The organism is Scandinavium sp., from assembly GCF_032012665.1.
GTDB lineage: Bacteria > Pseudomonadota > Gammaproteobacteria > Enterobacterales > Enterobacteriaceae > Scandinavium.
Window position 1 is genome coordinate 32,477 of the sequence record NZ_DALZVG010000009.1, and the last position, 26,807, is coordinate 59,283.

A 26,807-nucleotide genomic window follows, 5' to 3' on the forward strand; every position below is an offset into this window, starting at 1 on the left:
AAAAGTCAGATCTAAGTCACACATTAGCCGTTATCAGGTCCGTACACTGTCATCCCTTAACCTGTAATGAGGCCATTGCCATGCACCCACGTTTTCATTCTGCTTTCCCGCAACTCAGTGAGGAACTGCAAACGGCCCTCGCCCCATGGCTGGCTGATGCGCATTTCCCCGCCATGCTGAGCGCCGGGCAAGTCTCTGAGCTGAAATCAGCCACGGGACTGGACGAAGACGCGCTGGCTTTTGCCCTGCTGCCGCTGGCCGCCGCCTGTGCCCGGGCCGACCTTTCGCACTTTAACGTTGGCGCCATCGCGCGCGGCGTGAGCGGCATCTGGTATTTTGGCGGCAATATGGAATTTATTGGCGCGACAATGCAGCAAACCGTTCACGCCGAGCAAAGCGCTATCAGCCACGCCTGGCTGAGCGGCGAAAAGGCCCTTAAGGCGATCACCGTCAACTACACGCCGTGCGGCCACTGTCGTCAGTTTATGAATGAACTGAACAGCGGGCTGGAACTGCAAATCAATCTGCCGGGCCGTGAACCCCATACGCTGAAAGACTATCTGCCGGACGCCTTCGGCCCGAAAGATCTGGAGATCAAAACCCTGCTGATGGATGCCCAGGATCACGGCTATCCGCTGGAGGGCGATGCCCTTTCCCGTGCCGCCATTCAGGCAGCGAACCGCTGTCATGCTCCGTACAGCCAGTCACCCTCCGGCGTCGCGCTGGAGCTACGCGACGGCACAATTTTCGCGGGTAGCTATGCCGAAAATGCGGCCTTTAATCCAACGCTGCCGCCGCTACAGGGCGCACTGAATCTGCTCAGCCTCAACGGTTACGACTATCCTGATATTCAGCGGGCGGTGCTGGCCGAACGTGCGGATGCACCTCTGATCCAGTGGGATGCTACCGTAGCGACCCTGAAGGCGCTTGGCTGCCAGAATATCGACCGCGTTCTCCTCGGTTGATCTTACCGTGCGGGCTCAGGCCCGCACTGATGAAAATCCCCCCAATTAAACGGCGGTTTCTTGCTCTTGCCCCTCGGGTACAGTAGCCTGAGTGAATCTTCTTCCACCACTGAGTCAAGTCCATGTTAAAGCGCGTGTTATACAGCCTGTTAGTCCTGATCGGCCTGCTGCTGTTGACCGCACTCGGCCTTGACCGCTGGATAAGCTGGAAAACTGCGCCGTATATCTACGATGAGCTGCAGGATCTTCCCTATCGTCAGGTCGGCGTGGTACTCGGTACCGCCAAGTATTATCGCACCGGCGTTATCAATCAGTATTATCGCTACCGCATTCAGGGCGCGCTGAACGCCTATAACAGCGGCAAGGTCAACTACCTGCTGCTGAGCGGCGATAACGCGCTCCAGAGCTATAACGAACCGATGACGATGCGTAAAGATTTGATTGCCGGAGGCGTCGATCCGGCGGATATCGTGCTCGATTACGCAGGTTTCCGCACGCTGGACTCCATTGTGCGCACCCGCAAGGTATTCGACACCAACGACTTCATCATCATCACCCAACGTTTCCATTGTGAACGCGCACTGTTTATCGCCCTGCATATGGGCATTCAGGCGCAGTGCTACGCGGTGCCATCCCCGAAAGATATGTGGAACGTGCGCGTACGTGAGTTTGGCGCCCGCTTTGGCGCGCTGGCGGATCTCTATCTGTTCAAGCGCGAACCGCGCTTCCTCGGCCCGCTGGTGCCTATTCCTTCCCTGCACGAAGTCCCTGAAGATGCGCAGGGTTATCCGGCTGTCACCCCTGAGCAAATGCTGGAAATCCAGGATAAACAAAGGAAAGAGTAATGGGTGACTATGCACTGTTGGTAGGGAATGGCATTAACAATCTGACCGACGGCAATTCATGGTCCGATGTACTGCAAAGCCTTAGCCAGAAATACAGCATCGCAATTGATACCCAGAACAAGCCTTTCCCCCTCGCCTACGAAGAAATCTATTTTACCATTTTAAAAACCCGGCACAGCGAACGAACAGAAAACAGCATCAAAAGCTTTATTGCCGAGAAAATTAAAACGATTACCGGCAATGCGATTCATCAGCAGCTGATGGCGCTCAGCTGCCGAAACATCATGACCACCAACTACGATCTGACCCTGGAAAGTTGCCTGCCAGATGCCGCTGAAATAAAAAATAACGGCATTATCAAAGAGCAGAAATACAGTATTTTTCGTCATCATCAGATTGATGACAAACTCATCTGGCATATTCATGGCGCCATTAATGTCCCTCAATCCATTACGTTGGGTTACGAGCATTACAGCGGTTATTTGCAGGCCATGCGCAATTACACCGCGACCGGCAGCAGCTATTCGAAAGCAGAGTTTAACGATCTCAAACCGCTGATCCGTCGTTTATCCACTGCCGAAAATGAGTTCAGCTGGATTGATAACTTTTTCCGTCGCAATGTTTATATCGTCGGCCTGACGCTGGATTTCGTTGAAATCGATCTCTGGTGGCTATTAACCTGGCGCGAACGTTGTCGATTGCTGAAAAGTAACAACGTGTCGATTAATAACCAGATTGTTTACTACCTTCCCGCCTGCTTTGCAGACGATAAGGCCACCGTCGCCAAAATTGCGCTGCTGGAGAGCGTTGGTGTCACCGTCAGGAAGGCGTTCGGTCAGCATTTCAGGCGCAGTAAAGAGGATGAACAACACTATTATGCAGCTGTGATTGGGGATATCCGGAAAGCTGAAGAATAAGAGTGCGGGAGCGGAAATAAAAAAACCGGCAACGATACTCCGCTGCCGGGTTTGGATGAAACAGAAAGCTTATTTTTTACGCGCGTATTTGAGGGAATCCAGCGCAACGGCGAAGATGATGATCGCACCCTTGATAATATACTGCCAGTAAGGGTTCACGCCGATATACGTCAGACCGTAGTTGATGACGGTGAAGATGATAACACCCGTCACCACGCCGATAACGGTACCGACCCCGCCGCTAAACGACACACCGCCCACCACGCAGGCTGCAATCGCATCCAGCTCGTACATAAACCCGAGGTTGTTGGTCGCCGAGCCGATACGGCCGGCTTCCAGCATCCCGCCGAAGGCATAGAACACGCCGGACAGCGCATAGATCATCAGCAGGTTCAGGGCAACGTTGACGCCTGAAACGCGTGCCGCTTCCGGGTTACCGCCGATAGCGAAGATGTTTTTACCGAAGCGAGTCTTGTTCCACAGGATCCAGACGAAAATCGTGGCAATCAGCGCATAGAACGTGATGTACGAGAGGCGGAAGCTGCCGAGCGCAATAAACCCTTGGGTAAACGTCGAGAAGTGCGAATCAAAACCGGATACCGGAGACGCGCCCACGAAATCGTAATAGAGGGAGTTGATGCCATACACGATGATCATCGTACCCAGCGTGGTAATAAACGGCGTCACGTTCAGGTAAGCAATGATAATCCCGTTCACCAGACCAATCACCGCGCCGATAGCGCAGACAATCAGCAGCACCAGCGGAATTGGCATGGTCGCCAGGTCCGGGAACACCTTGTTGGCGTTATCGACGGACTGCAGCAGGGTTGCAGCGATAACCGCAGCCAGACCAACCTGGCGGCCAGCAGACAGGTCGGTACCCTGCGTTACGATTAAACCTGCCACGCCGAGAGCGATAATAATACGCACGGAAGACTGGGTCAGGATATTACTCAGGTTCAGCAGACTTAAGAACGTGGGGTCCTGGAAAATAATAATGGCCAGTAAGACTAAAAGAACGACGTAAATACCGCCCTCTTTCAGATAAGTGAGAAAGCTTTTTTTATTTAACGCACTCATGAGGAGCCCCTGATCTTAAAGGTGCAAAGACGCAAGACGTAAAATTTCGTTCTGCGTGGTAGTTTTAGTGTCAACGATCCCGGCGACCTGGCCGTTACTCATCACCAGAATACGGTCGGTAATACCCAGCAGCTCAGGCATTTCAGAAGAGATAATAATGATCCCCTTCTCTTTTTTCGCCAGCTCCGCAATCAGCTGATAAATTTCAAACTTGGCGCCAACGTCGATCCCGCGCGTCGGTTCATCAAGCATTAAAATTTCCGGCTGGGTTAATAACCAGCGTCCAATAATGACTTTTTGTTGGTTACCGCCTGACAGCGAACCAATTTGCGTGTGATGTCCCGGCGTTTTTACACGCATTGAGTCAATGACCCACTGGGTATCACTCTTCATCCGGGAATTATCCAGCAGACCGACTTTACCTTTATATTTCTTAATATTGGAAATCAGCGAGTTAAAGCCGATATCCAGATAGGCGTAGATCCCGGTGGAGCGGCGCTCTTCCGTCACCAGCGCAAAGCCGTGGTTAATGGCTTCGTTGGCGCTGTGGTTATTAATCTTTTTGCCGTGCAGCATAATCGTGCCGCCAGATTTCTCACGAATGCCGAACAGCGTTTCCACGATGTCGGTACGCTTCGCGCCAACCAGCCCGGCGATGCCGAGGATTTCCCCTTTGCGCAGGTCAAACGAAACGTCACGAATCGAAGGCTGTCGCAGCGAGGTCAGGTTACGCACTTCGAGAATGGTTTCACCCGGCGTGTTGTGTTTTTCCGGGAAGCGCTGAGTCAATGAACGGCCTACCATCATGGCGATGATCTTGTCCATATCCAGCCCTTCCAGCGGCTGAGTGGCAATCCACTGCCCGTCGCGCAGAACGGTGATTTCATCGCACAGCTGGAAGATCTCTTCCATTTTGTGCGAGATATACACAATGCCGCAGCCACGCTCTTTCAGCTTACGGATAATTTTAAACAGGTGATTGACCTCTTTTTCCGTTAAGGAAGAAGTCGGTTCATCCATAATGACGATTTTGGCGTCATAGGAGAATGCTTTCGCAATTTCAATCATCTGCATTTGCGAGACGGATAATGTTCCCACGCGGGCGCGCGGATCGATATCAATATCCAGCTCGTCGAAAATCGCTTTGGTATCACGGTACATTTTGTCCTGATCGACAAACATACCTTTGTTCGGATAACGGCCGAGCCACATGTTATCCATAACTGAACGCTGGAGAACCAGGTTTAACTCCTGGTGTACCATCGAAATACCGTTTTCCAGTGCTTCTTTGGCGGAGTGGAAATCGATCTCTTTACCCTGAAAAATAATGCTACCGGAATCTTTTTGGTAGATCCCAAACAAACATTTTAATAATGTTGATTTGCCCGCGCCGTTCTCCCCCATTAAAGCATGAATAGAGTGAGGACGGACTTTCAAATTAACATTATCGAGCGCTTTAACGCCGGGAAATGACTTGTTGATACCGCTCATTTCCAACAAGTATTCGCCTGACGATTCTGTTTTATTGCTGACCATAGTTAACCCTGGCTGCGCGAATGTTTTCCCGTGCTGACCATCCAGCACGGGAGATATTTCAAAGACTGCGAAATTAAATATTACTTACCGATGAACTGGTCCAGATTGTCTTTATCCACACCAACGTAAGGTACGCGAACAATTTTGTTGTCGATTTTCCAGTTGGTACCAGCGGCCGCTTCTTTGCCTTCCGCCAGGTTTTTCGCCAGATCGAAGGTGGCTTTCGCCTGGTTGTTTGCATCGTTCAGCACGGTACCGGCCATTGCACCAGATTTCACCAGCGCCAGCGCTTCAGGCAGGGCATCCACACCAAACACAGGAATGCTGGATTTGTTGTGCGCTTTCAGCGCTTCTACTGCACCCATTGCCATCGCATCGTTGTTCGCAATAACGACTTCAATTTTGTTGGCGTTCGGGCCAGACAGCCACGCGTCCATTTTGTCTTTCGCCTGAGCGGTATCCCACATCGCGGTATCCAGCTGCAGCTGCTGGGTTTTCAGGCCCTTCTCGTTCAGCTCTTTGATAACGTAGGTGGTACGCGCTTCCGCATCCGGGTGACCCGGCTCGCCTTTCAGCAGCACGAACTGGATCTGACCGTCTTTGTTCAGGTCCCATGACGGGTTAGCCGCCCAGTGTTTAGCAATCAGGTCGCCCTGAATCACGCCGGACTCTTTAGAGTCGGTGCCGACGTAGAAGGCTTTGTCGTAGCTGTCCAGCGCTTTGCGGGACGGCTCTTTGTTGAAGAACACCACCGGCACATTCTGACCACGTGCTTTTTCGATAACGGTGCCTGCCGCAGCCGGGTCAACAAGGTTGATCGCCAGCGCTTTCACGCCTTTCGCCAACAGGACGTCAATCTGGTCGTTCTGTTTTGACTGGTCGTTCTGCGAGTCGTTCATCAGCAGCTGAACATCCGGGGCTGCTTTGCCGTCTTTCTCGATAGCCTTGCGCACCACAGACATGAAGTTATCGTCGTATTTGTAGATGGTGACGCCAATACGGGTATCTGCTGCATGAGCAGCGGCACCGAACAACATGCAAGACATCACAGCGGACAGGGTTAACACCTTCTTATTCATGGTATCTCCGGTTATTTTTATGCAGGGTAGCTTATTATCGGCAGGCACAACGTTATGAAATTGTTACTGACCGCCGAAGTTAAATTTATCCAAAACCATCTTCCGTGTTCAGTAACGCTCCAGACGTGCGTTTAATTGATTGTTTAGCGCTCTGTTGCTATATAAAAACCGATTAATCACCGTTACATAGCGTTTCAGCCTTACAAACGCTGACATCATAGACAGGCGAATGTTAAGATACTGTGAATTTACTCACAAATTGAAAGCGGTTACATCGCTGCACGTTATAAGTTAGTGATCGACCCCACAGATTGCTTTAGCGCCACCGAATGACGACGCACTAACGTTGGCATAAAACAGTGAGTTGCCGCCCTGTTCAGCTTCCCCGCCGCGCCCATCAGCGCCAGCTCCGTTGCCAGTTTCGCCATGGAAACGATCGGATAGCGCACGGTGGTCAATTGCGGATCGGTGTAACGGGCGATGGGAATATCATCAAAACCAATCAATGACAGATGCAGCGGCACCGCAATGCCGTTGTCCTTCAGCGTGGTCAACGCGCCGGCTGCCATGTTGTCGTTATAGGCGAACACCGCCGTCAGGCCCTGATTGCGCCCGAGCAGTTCCACCATCGCCGCTTCTCCGCCCTGTAAATCTGGCGTGCCGGTGCCGATCCAGGCTTCAGGTGCGGCAATACCCTGCTCGCTCATCGCCCGCAGCCAGCCTTCCTGACGCATCTGGTTATCTTCAATGTGATGACTCGACGCCAGGTAGCCGACCCGCGTGTGGCCCTGATTAAGCAGCATGCGCGTGGCCATCATTGCCCCGCTGACGTTATCAAGCCCCACGCAGCGATACTCATAGCCCGGTACGATCCGATTGATCAGCACCATGCCGGGGATCTGATCCATAAATTCGCCAAGCTCCGCGTCGCTCAGGGCTTTGGAGTGCACTATCAGCGCGTTACAGCGCTGGCGAATCAGCACCTCAATGGCGTTACGCTCTTTTTCTGCTTCATGATAGCTATTGCCAATCAGCACGTTTTTCTGACACTGCTGGGCCACGGTATCGACGGCTTTCACCAGCGCACCAAAAAACGCATCCGATACGTCCATCACCACCACGCCGATGGTATCGCTGACCTGGGTCGCCAGCGCCTGGGCGTTAGCATTGGGCCGGTAGCCCAGCTCCGTGACGGCTTTCATCACCAGTTCGCGCGTTTCAGGACTGACGAGCGGGCTGTTATTGAGCACGCGGGAAATGGTCGCGACGGAAACGCCCGCATGGCGGGCCACATCACGAATGGTGATCATAACCACCGTCCTGTTGAAAATGGCAGCGACTCACGGTCACCCCCTGTGTTGAGCAAGGTGGCTATTCTCGCAGCGACGCGGCAAGGACTACGTGAAGAAGGTCACACTGATGGAAACGGTTACATCCGTTTTGTTAATGATTGTGATCCAGATCGTTATCTGGATGTTTTTGAAATAGATACCCCTGCGGCCCGTGCGGTCAACTGACGCCACAGCCACTCCACGGGTCCCTGGCGGTGATAACGCAGCCAGATAACGGAGAAGAAGAGATTGACCAGCCAGATGACAGGCACGAAAGCAAGCAGCGCGAGCCGGTCGAATTTCATAAACAGATCAAAGCGGTAGAACAGCGTGGTGCAGATAAGCGTTTGCAGCAGATAGTTGGAAAGCGCCATGCGCCCCACACAGGTAATCGCCCCAACCAGACGGGAAGCACAGATTTGCGGCCAGAAGCCGTACGCCAGCGCAGCGTAGCCGATGGTCTGAAACGGAGCGCTCAGCTCGCGCGGGGCCTGTAACAGAAACGCACACCAGCGATATGACCAGGCAAAATGCCACTGTGCAATAATTGCCGGTAAGTTAATCAGGATGCCAATGGCAATGAGCAGCCCGCCGACGCGACGGTAATGTGACAGGCTAAACTGGCCCTTCAGCCAGCCGCTGCGCATCAGTGCCGCCCCCATCAGCATCATCCCCGCCAGCTGCCAGCCGTACTGCGCCCCCAGCGCCAGCAGGCTGTCGGAAAGCATATCGGCACGATTGCTGATGGCCTCAACGCCGCCTTTCAGCTTCCAGTATTGTTCAAGTTGCAGGTTCGCCGGTCCCGGCACCCACGAACGGTTTGGCGCATCGCCGGAGATCAGACCCAGCAGCACCAGTACCGCAATACCTATGAGATAAAGCACCACGCCGGTATTGAACATGGATTTCACACTCTGCGCTTCGCGCACCATGCGCCAGCACACCAGCCCCACCAGCGCATAAGCCAGCAGAATATCGCCATCCCAGAAAAGCAGACCATGGGCAAAGCCGAGCAGCGCCAGCAGCGTGAGTCGGGACTGGATCCAGCGCTTACCACGAGGAAGTAAAAGTTGCAGACCCGCACCAAACAGCAAAGCAAATAGCGTAAGGAATTTAACCTGCGCAAAGAGGTCAAGAACGGCCCATGTCCAGGCATCGCTGCGGGTAATAGCGCCATACCAGGCGGGGTTGAGGTAAGCCGCCTTCGGCAGACCAAAGGCGGAAATATTAAGAAGCAGGATCCCAAGAATGGCAACGCCGCGAACAAAATCCAGCGTGACGTTACGCTCCATCGGATACCTGCTTAATCAATCAGTTGTGGTGACGAACGGCGCGCAGAAACTCCTGGCGAGTGTTCTGGCTGGACTTAAACAGGCCACCGAGTGATGTGGTGGTGGTGGCGCTGGTTGCGTCACGCACGCCGCGCGCCTTCACGCAGTAATGCACCGCATCAATGGACACCGCCACGTTATTCGTGCCGAGCAGAGTCTGTAACGCCGTCAGGATCTGCTGAGTGAGACGTTCCTGAACCTGCGGACGCTGGGCGAAGAACTGCACGATGCGGTTGATTTTTGACAGACCAATCACCGTGTCTTTCGGGATATAGGCCACGGTGGCTTTGCCGTCGATGGTCACAAAGTGATGCTCGCAGGTGCTGGTCATCGAGATATCGCGCACGGTCACCATTTCATCCACCTTCATTTTATTCTCAATGACGGTGATTTTTGGGAAATTGGCGTAATCGAGGCCGGAGAAAATTTCATCGACGTACATTTTTGCGATGCGATGCGGCGTTTCCATCAGGCTGTCATCGCTGAGGTCGAGATTGAGCAGCTGCATAATTTCGGTCATATGCTCGGCAATCAGACGCTTGCGCGACTCATTGTCCATCTCAACGGGCGGACGCAGTGGGGTTTCCAGTCCACGCGCCAGCAGCGCCTCATGAACCAGAGCGGCTTCTTTACTCAGTGATGGCATTCTTTTTCTCCTGCAGGTGTGGCGACCTTTGCGTCTGGGGGCAAAGTGAACACTCATTGTGCGTGAGGCCGCGCACAGAATCCAGTATTCACAGCGATAATTATTGAAATTGGCTTAACCTTTCGTACCGGGTCGCCAGACCAGCGCCCCGCCGATCAGCAGCGCGATAGCCGCCACGCCAAGTGCCGGTTCCAGACGCTGCGTCAGCCAGGTGGAAAGTGCGGAAGTCATCGGCCCGATGAGCTGCCCGACAGCGTAGCCCGTAGTCAGTAAACCAGCCATATACCGGGTGTGCTGTGGCGCAAGTTCTCGCCCATACAGTAACGAAAGCTGAACCGCACAGAGAAAGCCACCGCCAACCAGCAGCGCTCCGATGACCAGCCCACTCATGCCCGGCACCAGCCAGGCGGCAAGCACGCCTGCGCCCTGAAGCCACAGCACAATCGCCAGACGCTGATAGCTATGGCCCACGCCGCGTAGCAAAATACTTAGCCCAATGCCGACCACCGCCGCTGCGCCAAATACCGGCCATAGGAACTGCGCAAACAGGCTTCCTGGAAAGCGTGCCGCCGCCATTTGCGATAAAAACGTCGCCGGAAGAATATAGCCGAAGCCTGCCAGGCTGTAGCTCCAGACCAGCCGCTTCAGATTCGACGTCAGCCGTAAAGGCTCAGGCTGCCCGCCAGGCCGGTGAAAATCGCCAGGCTTCGGCAACCAGCGGGACACAAATGCGATCAGGATTAACGCCAGCAGGCCATAGAGCAACCAGCCTTCCGCTGCGCTCAGATGCCGCGAATGGATCCAGACCGCCAGCAGCCCGCTCAGAGCAATCCCCGCCCCCGGCCCGGCGAACACCGCAGCGCTGAGCCCCGGTTTCCCGGCATGGGCCAGACGTTCATTTGTCCAGGCAGCCGTCAGCACCATTGCCCAACCGCTCATCGCGCCAATGACCAGCCTCAGCACGCCGTGTAGCCAGGCGTTATCCACCCATGCAGAGAGAAACGTCAGTAAGACAGCGCCGAGAATCCCGGCATACAGGCGCCCTTCCACGCCTCGATGCGCACGCATCGCATCCCAGGCGCCAAGTAAATAGCCAAGGTAGTTCATCGCTGCCACCAGTCCGGCGCTGGTCAGCGTCAGCTGTCCGTCGGCGATCATCAGCGGCACCTGTGGCGTAAAGGCAAAACGCCCTATTCCCATCGCCACCACCAGCATAATAAAGCCGCTCAGCGCGGTACGTAGCGCCATGTTCAATCCATATGTTAATGTAAAGTTGCTTTTATGATGCAACATGTCGTCTTTGTGCGGAAGTGAAAGTTACGCATTCGCGCGCACGATCTGTATGATGAAGCAGACCTTTTTTCAGTTCATATCCGGGAGCCCTGCATGGAACTGCTCGAAGAGCACCGCTGTTTTGAAGGCTGGCAGCAACGCTGGCGGCACGACTCCACCACGCTGAACTGCGCGATGACGTTCAGCATTTTTCTGCCGCCACCGCGCGAATCCACACCACCACCGGTACTTTACTGGCTTTCCGGCCTGACCTGCACCGATGAAAATTTCGCCACCAAAGCCGGAGCGCAGCGTGTCGCCGCTGAGCTCGGCATCGTGTTAGTGATGCCCGACACCAGCCCCCGGGGCGATGACGTCGCCGATGACGATAATTACGATCTTGGCAAGGGCGCCGGGTTTTATCTCAATGCAACCCAGGCACCGTGGGCTATACACTACCGCATGTATGATTATCTGCGTGACGAGCTACCCGCGCTGATTCAGTCACAGTTCAGCGTGGCGGAGCGCTGTGCGATTTCCGGCCATTCAATGGGCGGTCACGGTGCGCTGATTCTGGCGCTGAAAAATCCGGGCAGGTACAGCAGCGTGTCAGCCTTTGCACCTATCGTGAACCCGACCCGCGTGCCATGGGGACAAAAAGCGTTCAGCGCGTATCTCGGAGAGGACAAAACGAAATGGGCAGAATGGGACAGCTGCGCGCTGATGCTGAAAAGCGACGCGAAAAGCGCTATTCCAACGCTTATCGATCAGGGTGACAGCGACCAGTTTCTGGCCGACCAGCTGCAGCCAGCCGTACTGGCCGAAGCCGCGCGCCAGAGCGAATGGCCGCTGACGCTGCGCATTCAGTCAGGGTTCGATCACAGCTACTGGTTTATCGCGTCCTTTATCGAAGATCATCTGCGCTTCCATGCGCAGCATTTGTTGAAGTAGCGCCCCAGCGGATAAATCGTAGGCCGGGCAAACGCAGCGCCGCCCGGCAATTTCCCCTGCGGCGCTACACTATGCTTACCGGGGCTACAGTTTCCGCGAGCCTTTCAAACCATCAGAAACGGTAATCCAACGCCATAAAGTAACGGCGTCCATCTTCGTTGTAGCTGTAGTCGTCGCGGCCCAGATCTTTATCCATCAGGTTCATCACGCCCGCACGCAGTTTGACGTTTTTCGTCGCCTGCCATGCGCCGCCGGTGTTCCAGATAACGTACCCACCAGGCGTTGCCCCACCGTTCGTCATCGCCCGTTTCTCACCTGAGTAGTTTGCCTGCACGTAGAAGGACCAGTCCTGTGTTGCCTGCCAGTCCACGACGCCGTTGGCGGTGTGGAACGGCAGCTCTGACAGCGGTTTGTCGCCGCCGTTGCTGAGGTCACGCCCATCGTTATAGGTGTAGTTCAGCGTCACTTTCCAGTCTTCCGCCAACGGCACTTTCAGCTCCGTTTCCACGCCGCGAATACGCGCTTTATTGACGTTGTAGTAACGGAAAATCGGTTCGCCATCGGCGTTCAGCCCTACGTAGTTCGGGTAATCTTTCGCCTGATCCACATTACCGGTACGGCTGATGCTGATGCGATCGTCCACGTTATTCTGGAAGGTCGTGATGCTGCCCTGCACCCCTTCCAGCCAGCCCTCTTCCCCGGCGTAATAGAGGCCAAGCTCGTAACTTTCACTGGTTTCCGGCTTCAGGTCCGGGCTACCGACGATTTCACAGGCTCCGCGGCAGGAACCGGTTGTCCAGTCCGGGCTAAGCTGCAGTAGTGAAGGCGCTTTAAAAGCGTTGGCCCAGCCGCCCTTCACGGTGATGGTATCGGTCGCGGTATAAACCAGATACGCACGCGGGCTCCAGTGATCGCCGTAGGTTTCGTGGTCGTCCATACGTACGCCGGTGGTCAACGCCAGCGGCTCGAAAATCCGCCATTCGTCTTCAATAAACAGCGCGTACTGGCTGGCAGAAGTGTTACCGCTGCCCTGCAAATTCACCGGATCGTTCAGCTTGTCGTGGCGCCACTCGCCGCCAACGGTCAGCAGCTGATTGATGGGACTCAGAGGCAGCACGTATTTGCCGTCGATGGAGTTGCTTTCAGAGGTGATTACGCCCGCCTGTCCCGGATTTTTGTTATCCACTTTCTCGCCGTAGAACTTCAGCTCGCTGTTGCCCATATCCCAGCGGCCATTGTGGCTCAGCGAGTAGTTCTGACGCTCAAGGCGGTTTTTATCGAGCGAGTCGGAATCGCGGTCCTGGCGGTCGAAACCGTAGCCTGCGGTGAAATCGTGATTATCGTTCGGTGTCCAGGCAAATTCGACGTTGCCATCGCGGCTGGTGTAGCCCTCAATGCGCGGTGATTCACCGGTGCTGGAGGTCGCTGATTTTTGCTGCTCGTCTTTCTCGCGTTTCGAGAGATTGCCGTAGGCCTTCATGCCCAGCACGCCATCAATCAGCGGGCCGCTGGTAAAGAACTGGCCGTTCCAGGTATCACCACGGTCGCGATGTTCCTGAATCGTGGTATCGGCGGTGAGCGTGCCGTGCCACTTCTGGCCGATTTTTTTGGTGATGATGTTCACCACACCGCCAAGGGCATCCGATCCGTAAAGCGACGACATCGGCCCGCGAACGACTTCGATACGCTCGATGGCATCCACCGGGATCCAGTTGAGATCAAAATCATTGTGGCGGAACACGGCGTTGCGGGAGTTCACGCGCTTGCCGTCCACCAGAATGAGCGTATAGCTGCTGTCGAGCCCGCGCAGGCTGACGCCTTTGCGGTTGTCGCCTTCGTTGGTGAGCTGCACGCCCGGAACATCCTGTAAAACGTCTTTCAGATTCTGCACCGGACGGCGCTGAAGGTCCTGCTGCGTGATCACGCTGATGCTTGCCGGGGCGTCCTTGACGCTCTGCTCCGTTGCGGCGGCGGTCACCACCAGCGTTTCGTCATCGCTGGCGGCCATAACCGGCAGCGCCAGCGTGAATGCAGAAGCGCATAATCCGCTCCGGACAAGAGGATTCAATCTGAACATTTCCATTCTCCATGAGGTGAAACAACCACAAAACCCCCGCCAGTCGAGGCGAGCGTAAAAAAGAGCAATATGAGAGATGTGGCTGGTCACCCTGGTCCGTTGGCGTCCCCGGACAAGATGCGGGAGAGTGGCTTCATCCTGAAAGTGCCAAGATGATAAAGAGAATGATAACAATTATCAATTAAATTGTGAGCAATTATGTCCAGAAGCTATTGCCCGGGCATAAAAAAACCCTCCGCATGGGAGGGTTTTCAGACTGCTTTAAGTTAATTACTTCTTAAAGCGCTCCGGGAAGTGCATTTCGCTGTAACGAACGAAATGGGTGCCCTTCGCCAGCTTGTAGCCGAACCAGATAACCAGGAACAGCGGGATGCCGATGTAGGTCGCCGCCACGCCGCCCCAGTCGATGGTGTCTTTGAGGAACGCTTCGTAGTTCTGGCCGAGCGTGATAATCAGGCACAGCACGAACGCGAAGATTGGCCCCAGCGGGAAGAAGCCCGAACGGTACGGCAGGTTGTTGATGTCATTCCCCTGCATCACATAGCCGCGACGGAAACGGTAATGGCTGATGGCAATGCCGAGCCACGCGATAAAGCCCGTCATCCCGGAGGTATTCAGCAGCCACAGGTAAACGGTCTGGTTGCCGAACATGGAGGTCAGGAAACAGAGCGCCGCAATCACCGTGGTCGCATACAGTGCGTTACGCGGTACACCGCCTCGGGAAAGCTTCGCAAAAATACGCGGCGCTTTGCCGTCGCAGGCCAGGGTGTAAAGCATACGCGTGGATGCATACATCCCGGAGTTACCCGCCGACAGCACCGCCGTCAGGATAACGGCGTTCATCACCGCCGCCGCCGACAGCAGACCCGCGTGCTGGAACACCAGCGTGAATGGGCTGACGGAGATATCCTTCACGTCGTTACGCAGCAGGCTCGGATCGGTATAAGGAATGATCAGGCTGATAATCAGGATGGCGAACACATAGAACAGCAGGATACGCCAGAACACCTGACGCACCGCGCGCGGAATGTTCTTCTCCGGATCTTCGGATTCTCCCGCAGCGATACCAATCAGCTCGGTGCCCTGGAAGGAGAAGCCGACAATCATCGCCACGCCAATCATCGCCGCAAAGCCCCCGGCAAATGGCGCGTCGCCGGTTGTCCAGTTGCTCCAGCCGACCGGCTGTGCACCTTTGAAGATGCCGACGATCATCATGACGCCGACGATGATAAAGATAACGACGGTGGTCACTTTGATCAGCGAGAACCAATATTCAGCTTCACCAAAGCCTTTCACGGAGATCCAGTTCAGCAGGAACATGATGCCGAGGAACAGCGCGCTCCAGATCCAGCCCGGCGTTTCCGGGAACCAGTAGTTCATCACCAGCTGGGCGGCCACGAGGTCAACGGCGATGGTCACCGCCCAGTTGTACCAGTAGTTCCAGCCCAGCGCGAAGCCAAAGCCTTCTTCTACATAGTTCTGACCGTAAGTGGCAAACGAGCCTGACACCGGCATATAGGCTGCCAGTTCGCCGAGGCTTGTCATCAGGAAGTACACCATCAGGCCAATCAAAATATAAGAAAGCAGCGCGCCGCCGGGGCCCGCCTGCGAAATGGTTGCCCCGGAGGCAACGAATAGCCCTGTACCGATGGAGCCACCAATGGCGATCATCGTCAGGTGACGCGCCTTGAGTTCGCGGCGTAGCGCGGGCGCTTCTGTGGTTTTAGTTTCAGAAACCATGGGAAAATGCTGTCCTTCCAAAAAATGAGGCGCGATTGTAGCAGACGAAAGGGGATCCTTCCGGTTGAAATGCGCACTTATAAGAGAGCTTCATGATGAGACGCAAATTATAAGTAAAGCCCTTATCACGTCGCTTCGCCAGCGCCTCAGACATCGCAGTAGCGTAAGAAACGCTGCAACGCGTTAGAGAGATGTTTTTGGCGATGGTGAATGCGCCACAGCTTTCGCGTCAGGTGAGGAAGCGGGATCGGCACCTCCACGAGCGTGCCGCTGTCGAGCTGCTCTGCAATGACCCGCCGCGACAGGCAGCTGATGCCAAGCCCATGACGCACCGCGTGTTTGATGGCTTCTGAGTTGCCAAGCTCCATGCCGAGGTGAAACTCTGGGAGATGTGAAAGCAAGAGATAATCAACAATTTCACGCGTGCCGGAACCATGTTCGCGCAGGATCCACGGCGCTTCAGCAAGCCTTGCCAGCGTCACCTTTTCGTTCATCAGCGGCGAACCCGGGGCGGCAAATACCACCAGCTCATCTTCCAGCCAGGGCTCGGCAATGATTTCTGCTGCGTGACACGGCCCTTCAATAAGGCCGATATCCACGCGAAAATCACTGACGGCATTGATGACGTCCTGACTGTTGCCGACGCTAAGCTCCAGCGGCAGCGCCGGGAAATCACGACGATAGCGGGCGATAATTTCCGGCAGGATATAGTTGCCGATGGTGCTGCTGGCGAACACCCGGATAGCGCCATTGTCTTCCCGGAACAGCTGCTCGATTTCGGTCGCCTGCTCAAGCGTTGCCAGCGCACGCGGATACAGCAGACGGCCGTGTTCGTTGACCACCAGTCGTTTGCCGACCCGGTCGAAAAGCTGTACACCAAGCTGGCCCTCCAGATCGGTTAACGCGGCGCTGACCGCTGACTGCGAAAGCGACAGCATTTGAGAAGCCTGCGTTGTTGACCCGCTTTTCAGCACTTCAGCAAACACTTCCAGCTGGCGTAGGGTGATGTGCATATTGGACGCTCACTTACCACTTATTCAGATTAATTATAAATATATAATCAATTTTATTTTTAAACCAGCGCGACGTAACCTTTTGCCCAGATAAAGGAGAAGGTTATGACAGCACTCACTCTCACCCCACGCCGCCATCCGATTAGGCATTTTGTTCCTGGCCTGGCTCTGACCGCACTGATTACCGGCGCGGCGCTGTGGACCGGCAGCATCCCGGCAATCGCTGGCGCGGGCTTTAGCGCACTGACAATGGCTATCCTGCTCGGCATGGTAATTGGCAATACGGTTTACCCAAAAATCTGGCAGCGCTGCGACGGCGGCGTCCTGTTCGCCAAGCAGCACCTGCTGCGTCTGGGTATCATTCTTTATGGCTTCCGCCTGACGTTTTCGCAAATTGCTGACGTTGGCTTCAGCGGCATCGCCATCGACGTACTGACGCTCACCAGCACCTTTGTCCTGGCGTCTTTCCTTGGACAGAAAGTATTTGGCCTGGACAAGCACACCAGCTGGCTGATTGGCGCGGGCAGCAGCATCTGCGGCGCGGCGGCGGTGCTGGCGACGGAACCCGTCCTGAAAGCGGAATCCAGCAAAGTGACGGTCGCGGTCGCCACCGTGGTCATTTTCGGCACCATTGGTATTTTCCTCTACCCCGCGATGTACCCGGTGCTTGCACATTGGTTCAGCCCGGAAACCTATGGCATTTACATGGGCTCGACCATCCATGAAGTCGCGCAGGTTGTGGCGGCGGGCCATGCCATCAGCCCGGATGCAGAAAACGCTTCGGTGATCGCCAAAATGCTTCGCGTGATGATGCTCGCGCCGTTCCTGCTGATTCTGGCGGCGCGCGTGAAACAACTCTCCCCGGCTAAAAACGGCGAGAAAAGTAAAATCACCATTCCGTGGTTCGCGATCCTGTTTATCGTGGTGGCGATTTTCAACAGCTTCCACCTGCTGCCGAAGGCCGTAGTCGACATGCTGGTCACGCTCGACACCGTTCTGCTGGCAATGGCGATGGCGGCACTTGGCCTTACCACCCACGTTAGCGCGCTGAAAAAAGCCGGAGCAAAACCGCTCTTGATGGCGCTGGTGCTGTTCGGCTGGCTGATTGTCGGCGGCGGTATGATTAACGTGGCGGTTCATGCCCTGATGGCATAAAGCGCTGTATCACACTCCTGTTAACCCGCTATCATTAGCACTTGCTATGCACTTCCCCCACCGGCGGGTTTAACAGGAGTTTTCTATGAAATATATCGGAGCACACGTCAGCGCCTCCGGCGGTGTTGCCAATGCTGCCATTCGCGCCGCAGAGCTTGAAGCCACCGCATTTGCCCTGTTCACTAAAAACCAGCGCCAGTGGCGCGCGGCTCCGCTGACCAGCGACGTCATTGACGATTTCAAAGCCGCCTGCGAAAAATACAACTTTACCTCCGCGCAAATCCTGCCGCACGACAGCTACCTGATTAACCTCGGCCACCCGGTGGCTGACGCGCTGGAAAAATCCCGCGAAGCCTTCCTCGATGAAGTGCAGCGCTGCGAGCAGCTCGGCCTTTCCCTGCTGAACTTCCACCCGGGCAGCCACCTGATGCAGATTGCGGTAGACGACTGCCTGGCGCGCATCGCGGAATCCATTAACATTACGCTGTCGCAAACCGAAGGCGTGGTGGCGGTGATTGAAAATACCGCCGGTCAGGGCAGCAATCTCGGCTTTGAGTTTGAACACCTCGCCGCCATTATTGATGGCGTGGAAGACAAATCCCGCGTCGGCGTGTGCATCGATACCTGCCACGCTTTTGCAGCTGGCTACGATTTGCGCACTGCGGAAGCCTGCGAGAAAACCTTCGAGGATTTTGAACGTATCGTCGGGTTCCAGTACCTGCGCGGTATGCACCTTAACGATGCGAAAAGCACCTTTGGCAGCCGCGTCGACCGCCACCACAGCCTCGGCGAAGGTAATATCGGCCACGACTGCTTCCGCTGGATCATGCAGGACAGCCGCTTCGACGGCATTCCGCTGATTCTGGAAACCGTAAACCCGGATATCTGGGCCGAAGAGATTGCCTGGCTGAAGGCGCAGCAGACCGCTGAAGTCGCGGCATAAAGACAAAAAGGGCCGACCGTGTCGACCCTTTGCTTACTCACTTTTGCCGGATGGCGGCGAGACGCCTTATCCGGCCTACAAAACCAGCCGTTCCTGTAGATCTGATAAGCAAAGCGCCATCAGGCATGAAAAAGGGCCGAAATCGGCCCTTTTTCATTAAGTTCGCTTTCAGGCAGCTTTCGCTACCACCTCAGCTTCCGGGCGCTTCAGCACCGCGTAAGAGAGTCCCGCCACCAGCGTACCGGCGACAATCGCCATCAGGTAACCCAGCACCGGCGTGATTGCGCCAGGGATCAGCAGAACAAACAGACCGCCGTGCGGTGCCATCAGCTTCGCACCAATTGCCATTGAGATAGCGCCGGTCACCGCGCCGCCAACGATGCAGCATGGCAGAACGCGCATCGGGTCACGGGCCGCGAACGGAATTGCCCCTTCGGTGATGAAGCACAGGCCGAGTACCAGCGCCGCTTTCCCGCCTTCGCGCTGCGCTTTATCGAACTTATTGCGCGCAACAATCGTTGCCAGGCCGAGCGCCAGCGGTGGCACCATGCCTGCGGCCATAATCGCGGCCATCGGAGCATAGGTTTGCGTACTGAGCAGACCGACGCCAAACGCATACGCCGCTTTGTTCACCGGGCCCCCCATGTCGGTACACATCATGCCGCCAAGGATTGCGCCAAGCAGTACCGCATTTGCCGTGCCCATGGTTTGCAGCCAGTGGGTCAGGCCAGCCAGAATACCGGCTACCGGTTTACCAATCAGGTAAATCATTGCCAGGCCAACGATCAGGCTTGAGAGCAGCGGAATAATCAGGATCGGTTTCAGCGCCTCCATGCTTGGGGGCAGCTTCACTTTGGTGCTGATCATTTTCGCGACGTAACCGGCAAGGAAACCGGCGATGATGCCGCCAATAAAACCAGACCCGGTGCTGACGGCCAGCATACCGCCGATAAGACCTGGAGTCAGGCCCGGACGGTCAGCAATCGAGAACGCGATGTACCCCGCCAGCACAGGCACCATCAGCGCGAAGGCTGAACCGCCGCCGATCTGCATCAGCGCGGCCGCAAGCGTACCCTCTTCTTTAAATGCGGTGATCCCGAAGGCAAAGGAGAGCGCGATACACAGGCCGCCTGCAACCACCATCGGCAGCATATAGGACACGCCCGTCAGCAGGTGGCTGTAGGCACCGCCTTTCTTATTGCCTTCATTCGCCGCGGCCTGAGCGTTACCCGCAGGTTTGTACGGCTCGGCTTCCACCAGCGCTTTGTCCAGCTCCTGCGCCGTTTTCTTCAGCGCCAGGCCGGTAGAGGTGCGATACATCGGCTTGCCGGCAAACTTCGCCAGATCCACTTCGATATCCGCCGCGACAATCACCAGATCCGCTTCAGCCACTTCTTCGGGCGTAATCGCATTGCCTGCGCCTACGGAGCCACGGGTTTCCACTTTCACCCACCAGCCGCGTTTTTTGGCTTCGGTTTCAATCGCTTCAGCCGCCATAAAGGTGTGCGCGACGCCCGTCGGGCAGGCCGTTACGGCAACAATACGTTTGGCACCGCTTTTCGCTGCGGGCGCAATTGACGCAGGCGTTGCATACGGCGTGGCGTGCGATTTAGCTTCGCTCAGGAACAGTTCCGGATGCGCCACCGCGCGATTTACATCGCCGAGGTACACCTGCTTGCCGTTCAGCGCGCTATCAGCCGGCAGCGTTGAACCCAGCACGATTGCCAGTTCGGCGTCGTTCGGGTTGTCGATAATCTCTAAATGGGCCTTGTGGGCCGCCGCGGCCAGCAGGGTCTTCGCCATATAGGCGCGCGCCTGTCCGAGCCCGGAATCGATAATCAGCAGCGTTTTCATTGTGCCTCTCCTGCTGTTAATTGAAGGGTTGTAAGTCAACGCGCGCCATCATCGCGGCCAACTGGGTACGATCGGTAATGCCGACGTTACTCTGGCTGACGGCCAGCGCCGCGACCGCGGTCGCCAGGCGTAACGTGTGTTCACTGGATTCACGCATCAGCAGGCCGTAAATCAGACCACCTACCATGGAATCCCCGGCACCCACGGTGCTCACCACCTCAACGGACGGCGGTTTGGCAATCCATTCGCCGGATGCGTTGACCCACAGCGCGCCTTCTGCGCCCAGCGAAATCACCACATGAGCAATGCCCTGCTCACGCAATGCGTGCGCCGCTTCAATGACGTCTTTCATTTCCGGCAGCTTGCGACCCGCCCAGATTTCCAGTTCGCGACGGTTCGGCTTCACCAGCCACGGCGCAGCCTTCAGGCCCGCCACCAGCGCTTCACGGCTGCTGTCAAAGATGATGCACGGACACTGGCTGCGCAGGCGCGTCATCCAGTCGGTGAACGCTTCCGGGCTGACGCCCGCAGGCAGGCTGCCGCTGACGCAGACCATGTCGAACTGACCCAGCCACGTCAGGGAATCGTTGACGAAACGCTCCCAGTCGCCCGGCGTGACGTCGAAACCAGAGAAGTTAAAGTCGGTCACTTCGCCGTCTTTTTCCGTCAGCTTAACGTTGATACGGGTACGGCCCTGCACCACCTGGAAACGGTTGGCGATGCCGAGTTCGCTGAACAGCTGCTGGAAGCCATCCTGGTTGTCTTTGCCCAGGAAGCCGCCGACGGTCACATCAATGCCGAGATCTTTCAGCACCTTCGCAACGTTGATACCCTTACCCGCTGCATGCAGACCGGTGGTGCGCACCAGGTTCACTTCGCCGCGTTCAACTTCCGGGGTATACCCCACTAAATCGTAGGCCGGATTGAGGGTGATTGTGGCAACACGTCTGCTCATTACGCGCCCTCCCCAAGACCGGAGGCGATAGCCTCACCGATGGCATTCAGCGCCACCTGGGCATCCTCGCCCTGGGCGGTAAAGCGCAGGCGATGGCCTTTTTTCACGCCGAGCGCCACGACCTTCATCAGGCTGCGACCATTCGCAGGTTTGCCGCTGCCGTCGAGGTTTGTCACGGTAATCTCACTGTTAAATTGTTTGATGGTATTCACCAGCATGGTGCCCGGACGCGCATGCAGCCCATGTTCGTTACGCACCACAAACTCCGCGCTCAGCAGATCGTCCGCTGGCGCATCATCGCTGGTCAGGAATGCCAGCAGCGTTGCCGCGTCGGCGTTCAGCAGACGTTCAGCTTTGTTGTCGAGCAGCAGCGCACTGAGGCGGTTAAGGACCGCAGTCGGCTGTTCGTCGGCCATCGCAACCGTCACCAGCAGCGCTGCAGATTGTCCGTCAACGCTGAACGGTGTTGCAGCACGGCTAACGGCGACGGCGCTTTTCAGGTTGCCTTCAGCACTGTCGTTCAGCCAGATGCCCTGCCCCAGGTTCAGCGGCTGGTCATTAATGACGTGCGCCACGAATGCCGCGTCGGCGGCTCCAGCTTCCTTCAGACGTGCAGCGTTCAGCGCCTGCAATGTCACCAGACTTGCCGCATCAACGTCCAGCGTCAGGGTGTCGTTATCGAGCTTCAACGCATCGCTTTGTTTTTCACCCATCAGCAGCGCTCGCAGCGCTTCCGCAGTGGTCGCGGTTTTCAGCTGTTCAGCCACGCTGTCATCGCTCAGCACGTGCGTCAGCTGACGCAGCAGACCGAGGTGCTCATCCGAACTGGCGGCAATGCCGATGGCGACGTAAGCGGTTTGCCCTTCGCCCCAGGCCACGCCCTGCGGGAACTGATAAACCTCAACGCCGGTCTTCAGCACCTGGTCGCGGGTGTCGGTGGTGCCGTGTGGAATGGCGATGCCGTTGCCAAGAAACGTCGAGGTTTGCTGCTCGCGGGCAAGCATTCCGTCAACATAACCGTCGGCCACGTTACCGGCGCTGACCAGCGCTGACGCAACCAGGCGAATTGCCTCTTCTTTATTCCCGGCCTGTTGGCCGGGATGAATATCCTGAGCTGATAACTGGAACATGGTTCTCCTCTCTCGCTGAATTGAATCGTTTCAGCCAACATGAGAAAAAATACGCCACCCTGCTTCCCGTAAGATGAAAAGATGACGCTGAAACGTTTCAATGAGTCTGTGTCAGCGCTGTTTAATCCGCAAGCAAAGTCGTTTTTTTGATCGCAGAAGTTAGAGCCACTCCACATTTTGTTATCATTCTCGCCACATTTGCTGACGCCAGGCTTGTGCTTCAGCGCGTCGTTCAGCCACCTTCAGCGAAAGCCATTCTCATTATGAAATGCTATTTTGTTTTTCGTGTATAAGTTGACCCATCCACTGTTTATTTTCTGACAGCCAGCGTAAACTCCTGCGTCTTCCTGTTTTTTGATAATCCGACATGTCCAACACCACCGTAGAAGCCCCGCGTCGGGGATTTGATCTGACCTCATCGGCCTTCCTGTTAGTCGCCTTTCTGACGGGCATTGCTGGCGCATTGCAAACGCCAACTCTGAGCCTGTTTCTGACGAATGAAGTTCACGTTCGTCCGGCGATGGTCGGCTTCTTCTTTACCGGCAGCGCGGTGATCGGCATTCTGGTCAGCCAGTTTCTGGCCGGACGTTCAGACCGACAGGGCGACCGTAAACAGCTGATTGTCTTCTGTTGCCTGCTTGGGATTATGGCCTGCGTGCTGTTTGCCTGGAACCGTAACTACTTCATTTTGCTGTTCGTCGGTGTTTTCCTGAGCAGCTTTGGGTCAACGTCTAACCCACAGATGTTTGCCCTTGCCCGCGAACATGCCGATAAAACCGGGCGCGAAGCGGTGATGTTCAGTTCCATTCTGCGCGCGCAGGTGTCACTGGCGTGGGTGGTTGGGCCGCCGCTGGCCTACGCGCTGGCGATGGGTTTTGGCTTCACGACGATGTATCTTTCAGCCGCCGTGGCCTATGTGGTTTGTGCGCTTATCGTCTGGCTGTTTTTGCCGAGCATGCGCAAAGAGCTCCCCGTGACAGGCACGCATATCGAAGTACCGCGCACCAACCGCCGTGATGCGTTGTTGCTGTTTGGCATCTGCACGCTGATGTGGGGCACCAACAGCCTCTACATTATCAATATGCCGCTGTTCATTATTGAGGAGCTGCATTTACCGGAAAAACTCGCCGGAGTGATGATGGGCACCGCTGCGGGGCTTGAGATCCCGACAATGCTGATTGCCGGCTACTACGCCAAACGCTTTGGGAAACGCTTCCTGATGCGTGTGGCGGTCATTGCCGGGCTCTGTTTTTACATCGGGATGCTGACCGTACACTCGCCTGCGCTGCTGCTCGCCATGCAGCTGTTGAACGCCATCTACATTGGGATCCTCGCCGGTATCGGCATGCTCTATTTTCAGGATTTGATGCCCGGTCAGGCCGGTTCAGCGACTACCCTTTACAGCAACACGACCCGCGTGGGCTGGATCATTGCGGGTTCAATGGCGGGCGTGGTGGCGGAAATCTGGAGCTACCACGCGGTATTCTGGATTGCGCTGGTGATGTGCGTTATCAGCACCATCGGGCTGTGGCGGATTAAGGACGTTTAGGGCGCAGTTAGCGCTTCCAGATGAATAAGGTAGCTCATCGCCTGCACTTTAGATGTTCCGCACATTTCTGAGGAAGGCTTCAATCCGGCGCACACTTTTGGCCGCAGGGGCGAGCCAAAAATCTTGCAGCGCTGGCGTTCATCAAGCTGGATGCAGGGGGTGTTGGCGGGCTTGCCGTCAGGCATTCCCGGGATAGGGCTGGAGATCGACGGTGCCGTGCAACACGCGCCGCAGTCCGGTCGGCAGTCCATCATTCACTCTCTCTTTATGGCGGAAACGCACCTTATCACCTTTTCACAAATCCCGCGAATTCCACTTGCCTGAAAGGCCCGGCACGAGTACTTTTACGCGATATTTTTGACTTTACCCAACAGGATTACTGCAATGCCAAGAGCGAACGAAATTAAAAAAGGTATGGTGCTGAATTACAACGGCAAACTGCTGATTGTGAAAGACATCGATATCCAGTCCCCAAGTGCCCGTGGTGCAGCGACTCTGTACAAAATGCGCTTCTCCGACGTGCGTACCGGCCTGAAGGTGGAAGAGCGCTTCAAGGGCGACGATATCGTTGATACCGTCAGCCTCAACCGTCGTTTCGTGGACTTCTCCTATATCGACGGCAACGAATACGTCTTTATGGATAAAGAAGATTTCACGCCTTACATCTTCACCAAAGATCAGATTGAAGAAGAGCTGCTGTTCATTCCGGAAGGCGGCATGCCGGACATGCAGGTTCTGCTGTGGGACGGCCAGCTGCTGGCGCTCGAACTGCCGCAGACCGTCGATCTGGAAATCATTGAAACCGCTCCTGGCATTAAAGGAGCTTCAGCGAGCGCCCGCAACAAACCTGCGACGCTGACCACCGGCTTGGTTGTTCAGGTGCCGGAATACCTCAGCGCGGGTGAGAAAATTCGCATCCATATCGAAGAAAAACGTTATATGGGTCGCGCTGACTGATTTCAGCCAGAACGCAAAAAGGGCAACTCGTTTGAGTTGCCCTTTTTTATTGACTGATAACGCTGTGCTTAACAGGTATACGGCTTATTTGCTGTAGGCTGGATAAGGCGTCAGCCGCCATCCGGCGCACTCTGTTACAGCAGGTCTGGATACTTTGTCATCTTCAGCGCCAGCTCAACGCCACGCACTTCCGCCATCCCTTTCAGACGACCAATCGCCGAGTAACCCGGGTTGGTTTTCTTCTTCAGATCGTCAAGCATCTGATGACCGTGGTCCGGGCGGAACGGAATGGAACGCAGGTCGCCCGCTTTCTTACGGCGAGACTCTTCGGCCAGAATCGCATCCACAACCGCCACCATATTCACGTCACCGTACAAGTGTGAACCTTCGTGGAAGGTTTTTGGATTCGCTTCACGGCAGGTCGCACGCAGGTGGGTGAAGTGAATACGGTCGCCGAAGGTTTCAATCATTTTTACCAGGTCGTTATCAGCGCGTACGCCGTAAGAGCCAGTACACATGGTAAAACCATTGTAGATGCTGTCGACCGTCTCTTTCAGCCACTGCATGTCTTCAATGGTGGAAACAATGCGCGGCAGGCCGAGGATTGGACGCGGCGGATCGTCAGGATGAACCGCCAGGCGCACGCCCGCTTCTTCAGCAACCGGCACGATAGCACGCAGGAAAACGGCCATATTTTCACGTAGCGTCTCTTTGCTGATGTGATCGTACTCCGCCAGACGCTGGCGGAACTGGTCCAGGGTATAGCCTTCTTCAGCACCCGGCAGGCCAGCAATGATGTTGCGGGTCAGTTTTTCTATCTCTGCCGCACTCATTGCGTGGAAGTATTCTTTGGCCTGCTGCTGCTCTTCGGCGCTGTAATCGGCCTCTGCGCCCGGGCGCTTGAGAATGTGAATTTCAAAGGCGGCAAAGGCAATCTGGTCAAAGCGCAGCGCTTTTGAACCGTCCGGCAGCTGGTATTCCAGATCGGTACGCGTCCAGTCAAGAATCGGCATGAAGTTGTAGCAGACGGTATCAATGCCGCAGGCCGCCAGGTTGCGGATGCTCTGCTGGTAGTTGGCAATCCAGGTTTTGTACTCGCCGGACTGGGTTTTAATCTCTTCGTGAACCGGGATACTTTCGACCACGGACCAGGTCAACCCTTTTTCAGCGAGCAGCGTCTGACGTGCTTTGATTTCATCGACCGGCCAGACCTGACCGTTCGGAATATGGTGCAGCGCGGTCACCACGCCGGTCGCGCCGGCCTGGCGCACATCATCAAGAGAAACCGGATCATTCGGTCCATACCAACGCCAGGTTTGTTCCATTGTCTCACCCTCTTAAGTTGTTATACCAATATTTATCCTTCAGATGACGACTACCATACATGCTTCTGCCTGAGGGTCAATTTCCGTGCTGGCATTGATTGACCCAGCTCACATTCCCCGGATAAATACGGCACACCAATTCAATTTGTTGTCATA

The 26,807-nt window shown here is 55.7% G+C and carries 23 protein-coding genes; 8 read left to right on the forward strand and 15 right to left on the reverse strand.

The window, feature by feature from the left end:
- Positions 1–80: 80 nt before the first annotated feature.
- From cdd to RTU33_RS09930, 3 genes are all read left to right on the forward strand, one after another.
- Entirely contained in the window at positions 81–965 is an 885-nt protein-coding gene (cdd, locus tag RTU33_RS09920) for a cytidine deaminase (RefSeq protein WP_312627009.1), read from the forward strand.
- 122 nt (positions 966–1,087) lie between these two features.
- Entirely contained in the window at positions 1,088–1,810 is a 723-nt protein-coding gene (sanA, locus tag RTU33_RS09925; protein ID WP_312627011.1) for an outer membrane permeability protein SanA, read from the forward strand.
- Positions 1,810–2,727 (forward strand): SIR2 family protein, encoded by a 918-nt coding sequence (locus RTU33_RS09930; RefSeq protein ID WP_312627013.1) that lies wholly within the window; start codon positions 1,810–1,812, stop codon positions 2,725–2,727. The genes sanA and RTU33_RS09930 overlap by 1 nt, the downstream gene beginning before the upstream one ends.
- Before the next feature lie 69 nt (positions 2,728–2,796).
- Here RTU33_RS09930 and mglC read toward each other — a convergent pair whose 3' ends face one another.
- The 7 genes from mglC to RTU33_RS09965 all read right to left on the reverse strand — a co-directional run bounded on the left by mglC (position 2,797) and on the right by RTU33_RS09965 (position 10,978).
- Positions 2,797–3,807: a galactose/methyl galactoside ABC transporter permease MglC gene (mglC, locus tag RTU33_RS09935; RefSeq protein ID WP_312627014.1), complete on the reverse strand. Its 1,011-nt coding sequence runs from the start codon at positions 3,805–3,807 to the stop codon at positions 2,797–2,799.
- A 15-nt stretch (positions 3,808–3,822) separates the two neighbouring features.
- Positions 3,823–5,343, reverse strand: a complete 1,521-nt coding sequence (mglA, locus tag RTU33_RS09940) for a galactose/methyl galactoside ABC transporter ATP-binding protein MglA (protein ID WP_312627016.1) — start codon at positions 5,341–5,343, stop codon at positions 3,823–3,825.
- An 80-nt stretch (positions 5,344–5,423) separates the two neighbouring features.
- Positions 5,424–6,422: a galactose/glucose ABC transporter substrate-binding protein MglB gene (gene mglB, locus RTU33_RS09945; RefSeq protein ID WP_312627018.1), complete on the reverse strand. Its 999-nt coding sequence runs from the start codon at positions 6,420–6,422 to the stop codon at positions 5,424–5,426.
- A 284-nt stretch (positions 6,423–6,706) separates the two neighbouring features.
- Complete coding sequence (gene galS, locus RTU33_RS09950) at positions 6,707–7,732, reverse strand: HTH-type transcriptional regulator GalS (RefSeq protein WP_312627020.1); 1,026 nt, start codon at positions 7,730–7,732, stop codon at positions 6,707–6,709.
- Positions 7,733–7,887: 155 nt separating this feature from the next.
- Entirely contained in the window at positions 7,888–9,045 is a 1,158-nt protein-coding gene (yeiB, locus tag RTU33_RS09955) for a DUF418 domain-containing protein YeiB (protein WP_312627022.1), read from the reverse strand.
- Positions 9,046–9,064: 19 nt separating this feature from the next.
- Positions 9,065–9,730, reverse strand: a complete 666-nt coding sequence (gene folE, locus RTU33_RS09960; protein WP_312627024.1) for a GTP cyclohydrolase I FolE — start codon at positions 9,728–9,730, stop codon at positions 9,065–9,067.
- A gap of 114 nt (positions 9,731–9,844) precedes the next feature.
- Positions 9,845–10,978, reverse strand: coding sequence for a YbfB/YjiJ family MFS transporter (locus tag RTU33_RS09965; protein ID WP_312627026.1), 1,134 nt, complete (start codon positions 10,976–10,978; stop codon positions 9,845–9,847).
- 138 nt (positions 10,979–11,116) lie between these two features.
- On the opposite strand from RTU33_RS09965, the gene fghA reads away from it, so the two are divergent.
- Positions 11,117–11,953 (forward strand): S-formylglutathione hydrolase, encoded by an 837-nt coding sequence (fghA, locus tag RTU33_RS09970; protein ID WP_312627028.1) that lies wholly within the window; start codon positions 11,117–11,119, stop codon positions 11,951–11,953.
- Positions 11,954–12,065: 112 nt separating this feature from the next.
- On the opposite strand, the gene cirA is transcribed toward fghA, so the two are convergent.
- The 3 genes from cirA to yieE all read right to left on the reverse strand — a co-directional run bounded on the left by cirA (position 12,066) and on the right by yieE (position 16,783).
- Entirely contained in the window at positions 12,066–14,030 is a 1,965-nt protein-coding gene (cirA, locus tag RTU33_RS09975; protein ID WP_312627030.1) for a catecholate siderophore receptor CirA, read from the reverse strand.
- Between the two features lie 270 nt (positions 14,031–14,300).
- Positions 14,301–15,770, reverse strand: a complete 1,470-nt coding sequence (lysP, locus tag RTU33_RS09980) for a lysine-specific permease (protein ID WP_312627031.1) — start codon at positions 15,768–15,770, stop codon at positions 14,301–14,303.
- A gap of 146 nt (positions 15,771–15,916) precedes the next feature.
- Positions 15,917–16,783, reverse strand: a complete 867-nt coding sequence (gene yieE, locus RTU33_RS09985; RefSeq protein ID WP_312627032.1) for a DNA-binding transcriptional regulator YeiE — start codon at positions 16,781–16,783, stop codon at positions 15,917–15,919.
- A gap of 105 nt (positions 16,784–16,888) precedes the next feature.
- Between yieE and RTU33_RS09990 the strand changes: the two genes are divergently transcribed.
- Both RTU33_RS09990 and nfo read left to right on the forward strand, forming a co-directional pair.
- Positions 16,889–17,938: a YeiH family protein gene (locus RTU33_RS09990; RefSeq protein ID WP_312627033.1), complete on the forward strand. Its 1,050-nt coding sequence runs from the start codon at positions 16,889–16,891 to the stop codon at positions 17,936–17,938.
- A gap of 85 nt (positions 17,939–18,023) precedes the next feature.
- Positions 18,024–18,881 (forward strand): deoxyribonuclease IV, encoded by an 858-nt coding sequence (gene nfo, locus RTU33_RS09995; protein WP_312627034.1) that lies wholly within the window; start codon positions 18,024–18,026, stop codon positions 18,879–18,881.
- Between the two features lie 168 nt (positions 18,882–19,049).
- Here the strand turns inward: nfo and fruA are convergent, their stop codons facing one another.
- Genes fruA through fruB form a run of 3 tightly spaced genes read right to left on the reverse strand, consistent with a single transcriptional unit; the run spans position 19,050 to position 22,820 of the window.
- Positions 19,050–20,735, reverse strand: coding sequence for a PTS fructose transporter subunit IIBC (fruA, locus tag RTU33_RS10000; protein ID WP_312627036.1), 1,686 nt, complete (start codon positions 20,733–20,735; stop codon positions 19,050–19,052).
- A gap of 16 nt (positions 20,736–20,751) precedes the next feature.
- A complete protein-coding gene (fruK, locus tag RTU33_RS10005; protein WP_312627038.1) occupies positions 20,752–21,690 on the reverse strand; it encodes a 1-phosphofructokinase in 939 nt (312 codons plus the stop codon).
- Positions 21,690–22,820 carry a fused PTS fructose transporter subunit IIA/HPr protein gene (gene fruB / locus RTU33_RS10010; RefSeq protein WP_312627040.1) on the reverse strand — a complete coding sequence of 377 codons (1,131 nt, stop codon included), beginning with the start codon at positions 22,818–22,820 and terminating at the stop codon, positions 21,690–21,692. The genes fruK and fruB overlap by 1 nt, the downstream gene beginning before the upstream one ends.
- Positions 22,821–23,187: 367 nt before the next feature.
- Between fruB and setB the strand changes: the two genes are divergently transcribed.
- On the forward strand, positions 23,188–24,369 hold the full coding sequence (gene setB / locus RTU33_RS10015; protein ID WP_312627042.1) for a sugar efflux transporter SetB: 1,182 nt from the start codon (positions 23,188–23,190) through the stop codon (positions 24,367–24,369).
- On the opposite strand, the gene RTU33_RS10020 is transcribed toward setB, so the two are convergent.
- Positions 24,366–24,620 (reverse strand): YkgJ family cysteine cluster protein, encoded by a 255-nt coding sequence (locus tag RTU33_RS10020; RefSeq protein ID WP_312627136.1) that lies wholly within the window; start codon positions 24,618–24,620, stop codon positions 24,366–24,368. The genes setB and RTU33_RS10020 overlap by 4 nt on opposite strands.
- A gap of 133 nt (positions 24,621–24,753) precedes the next feature.
- On the opposite strand from RTU33_RS10020, the gene yeiP reads away from it, so the two are divergent.
- The gene (gene yeiP, locus RTU33_RS10025; protein ID WP_312627044.1) at positions 24,754–25,326 is read left to right on the forward strand and encodes an elongation factor P-like protein YeiP; all 573 of its coding nucleotides are present in this window, start codon (positions 24,754–24,756) and stop codon (positions 25,324–25,326) included.
- Positions 25,327–25,460: 134 nt separating this feature from the next.
- On the opposite strand, the gene uxuA is transcribed toward yeiP, so the two are convergent.
- Complete coding sequence (gene uxuA, locus RTU33_RS10030) at positions 25,461–26,651, reverse strand: mannonate dehydratase (protein WP_312627046.1); 1,191 nt, start codon at positions 26,649–26,651, stop codon at positions 25,461–25,463.
- Positions 26,652–26,807 lie beyond the last annotated feature (156 nt).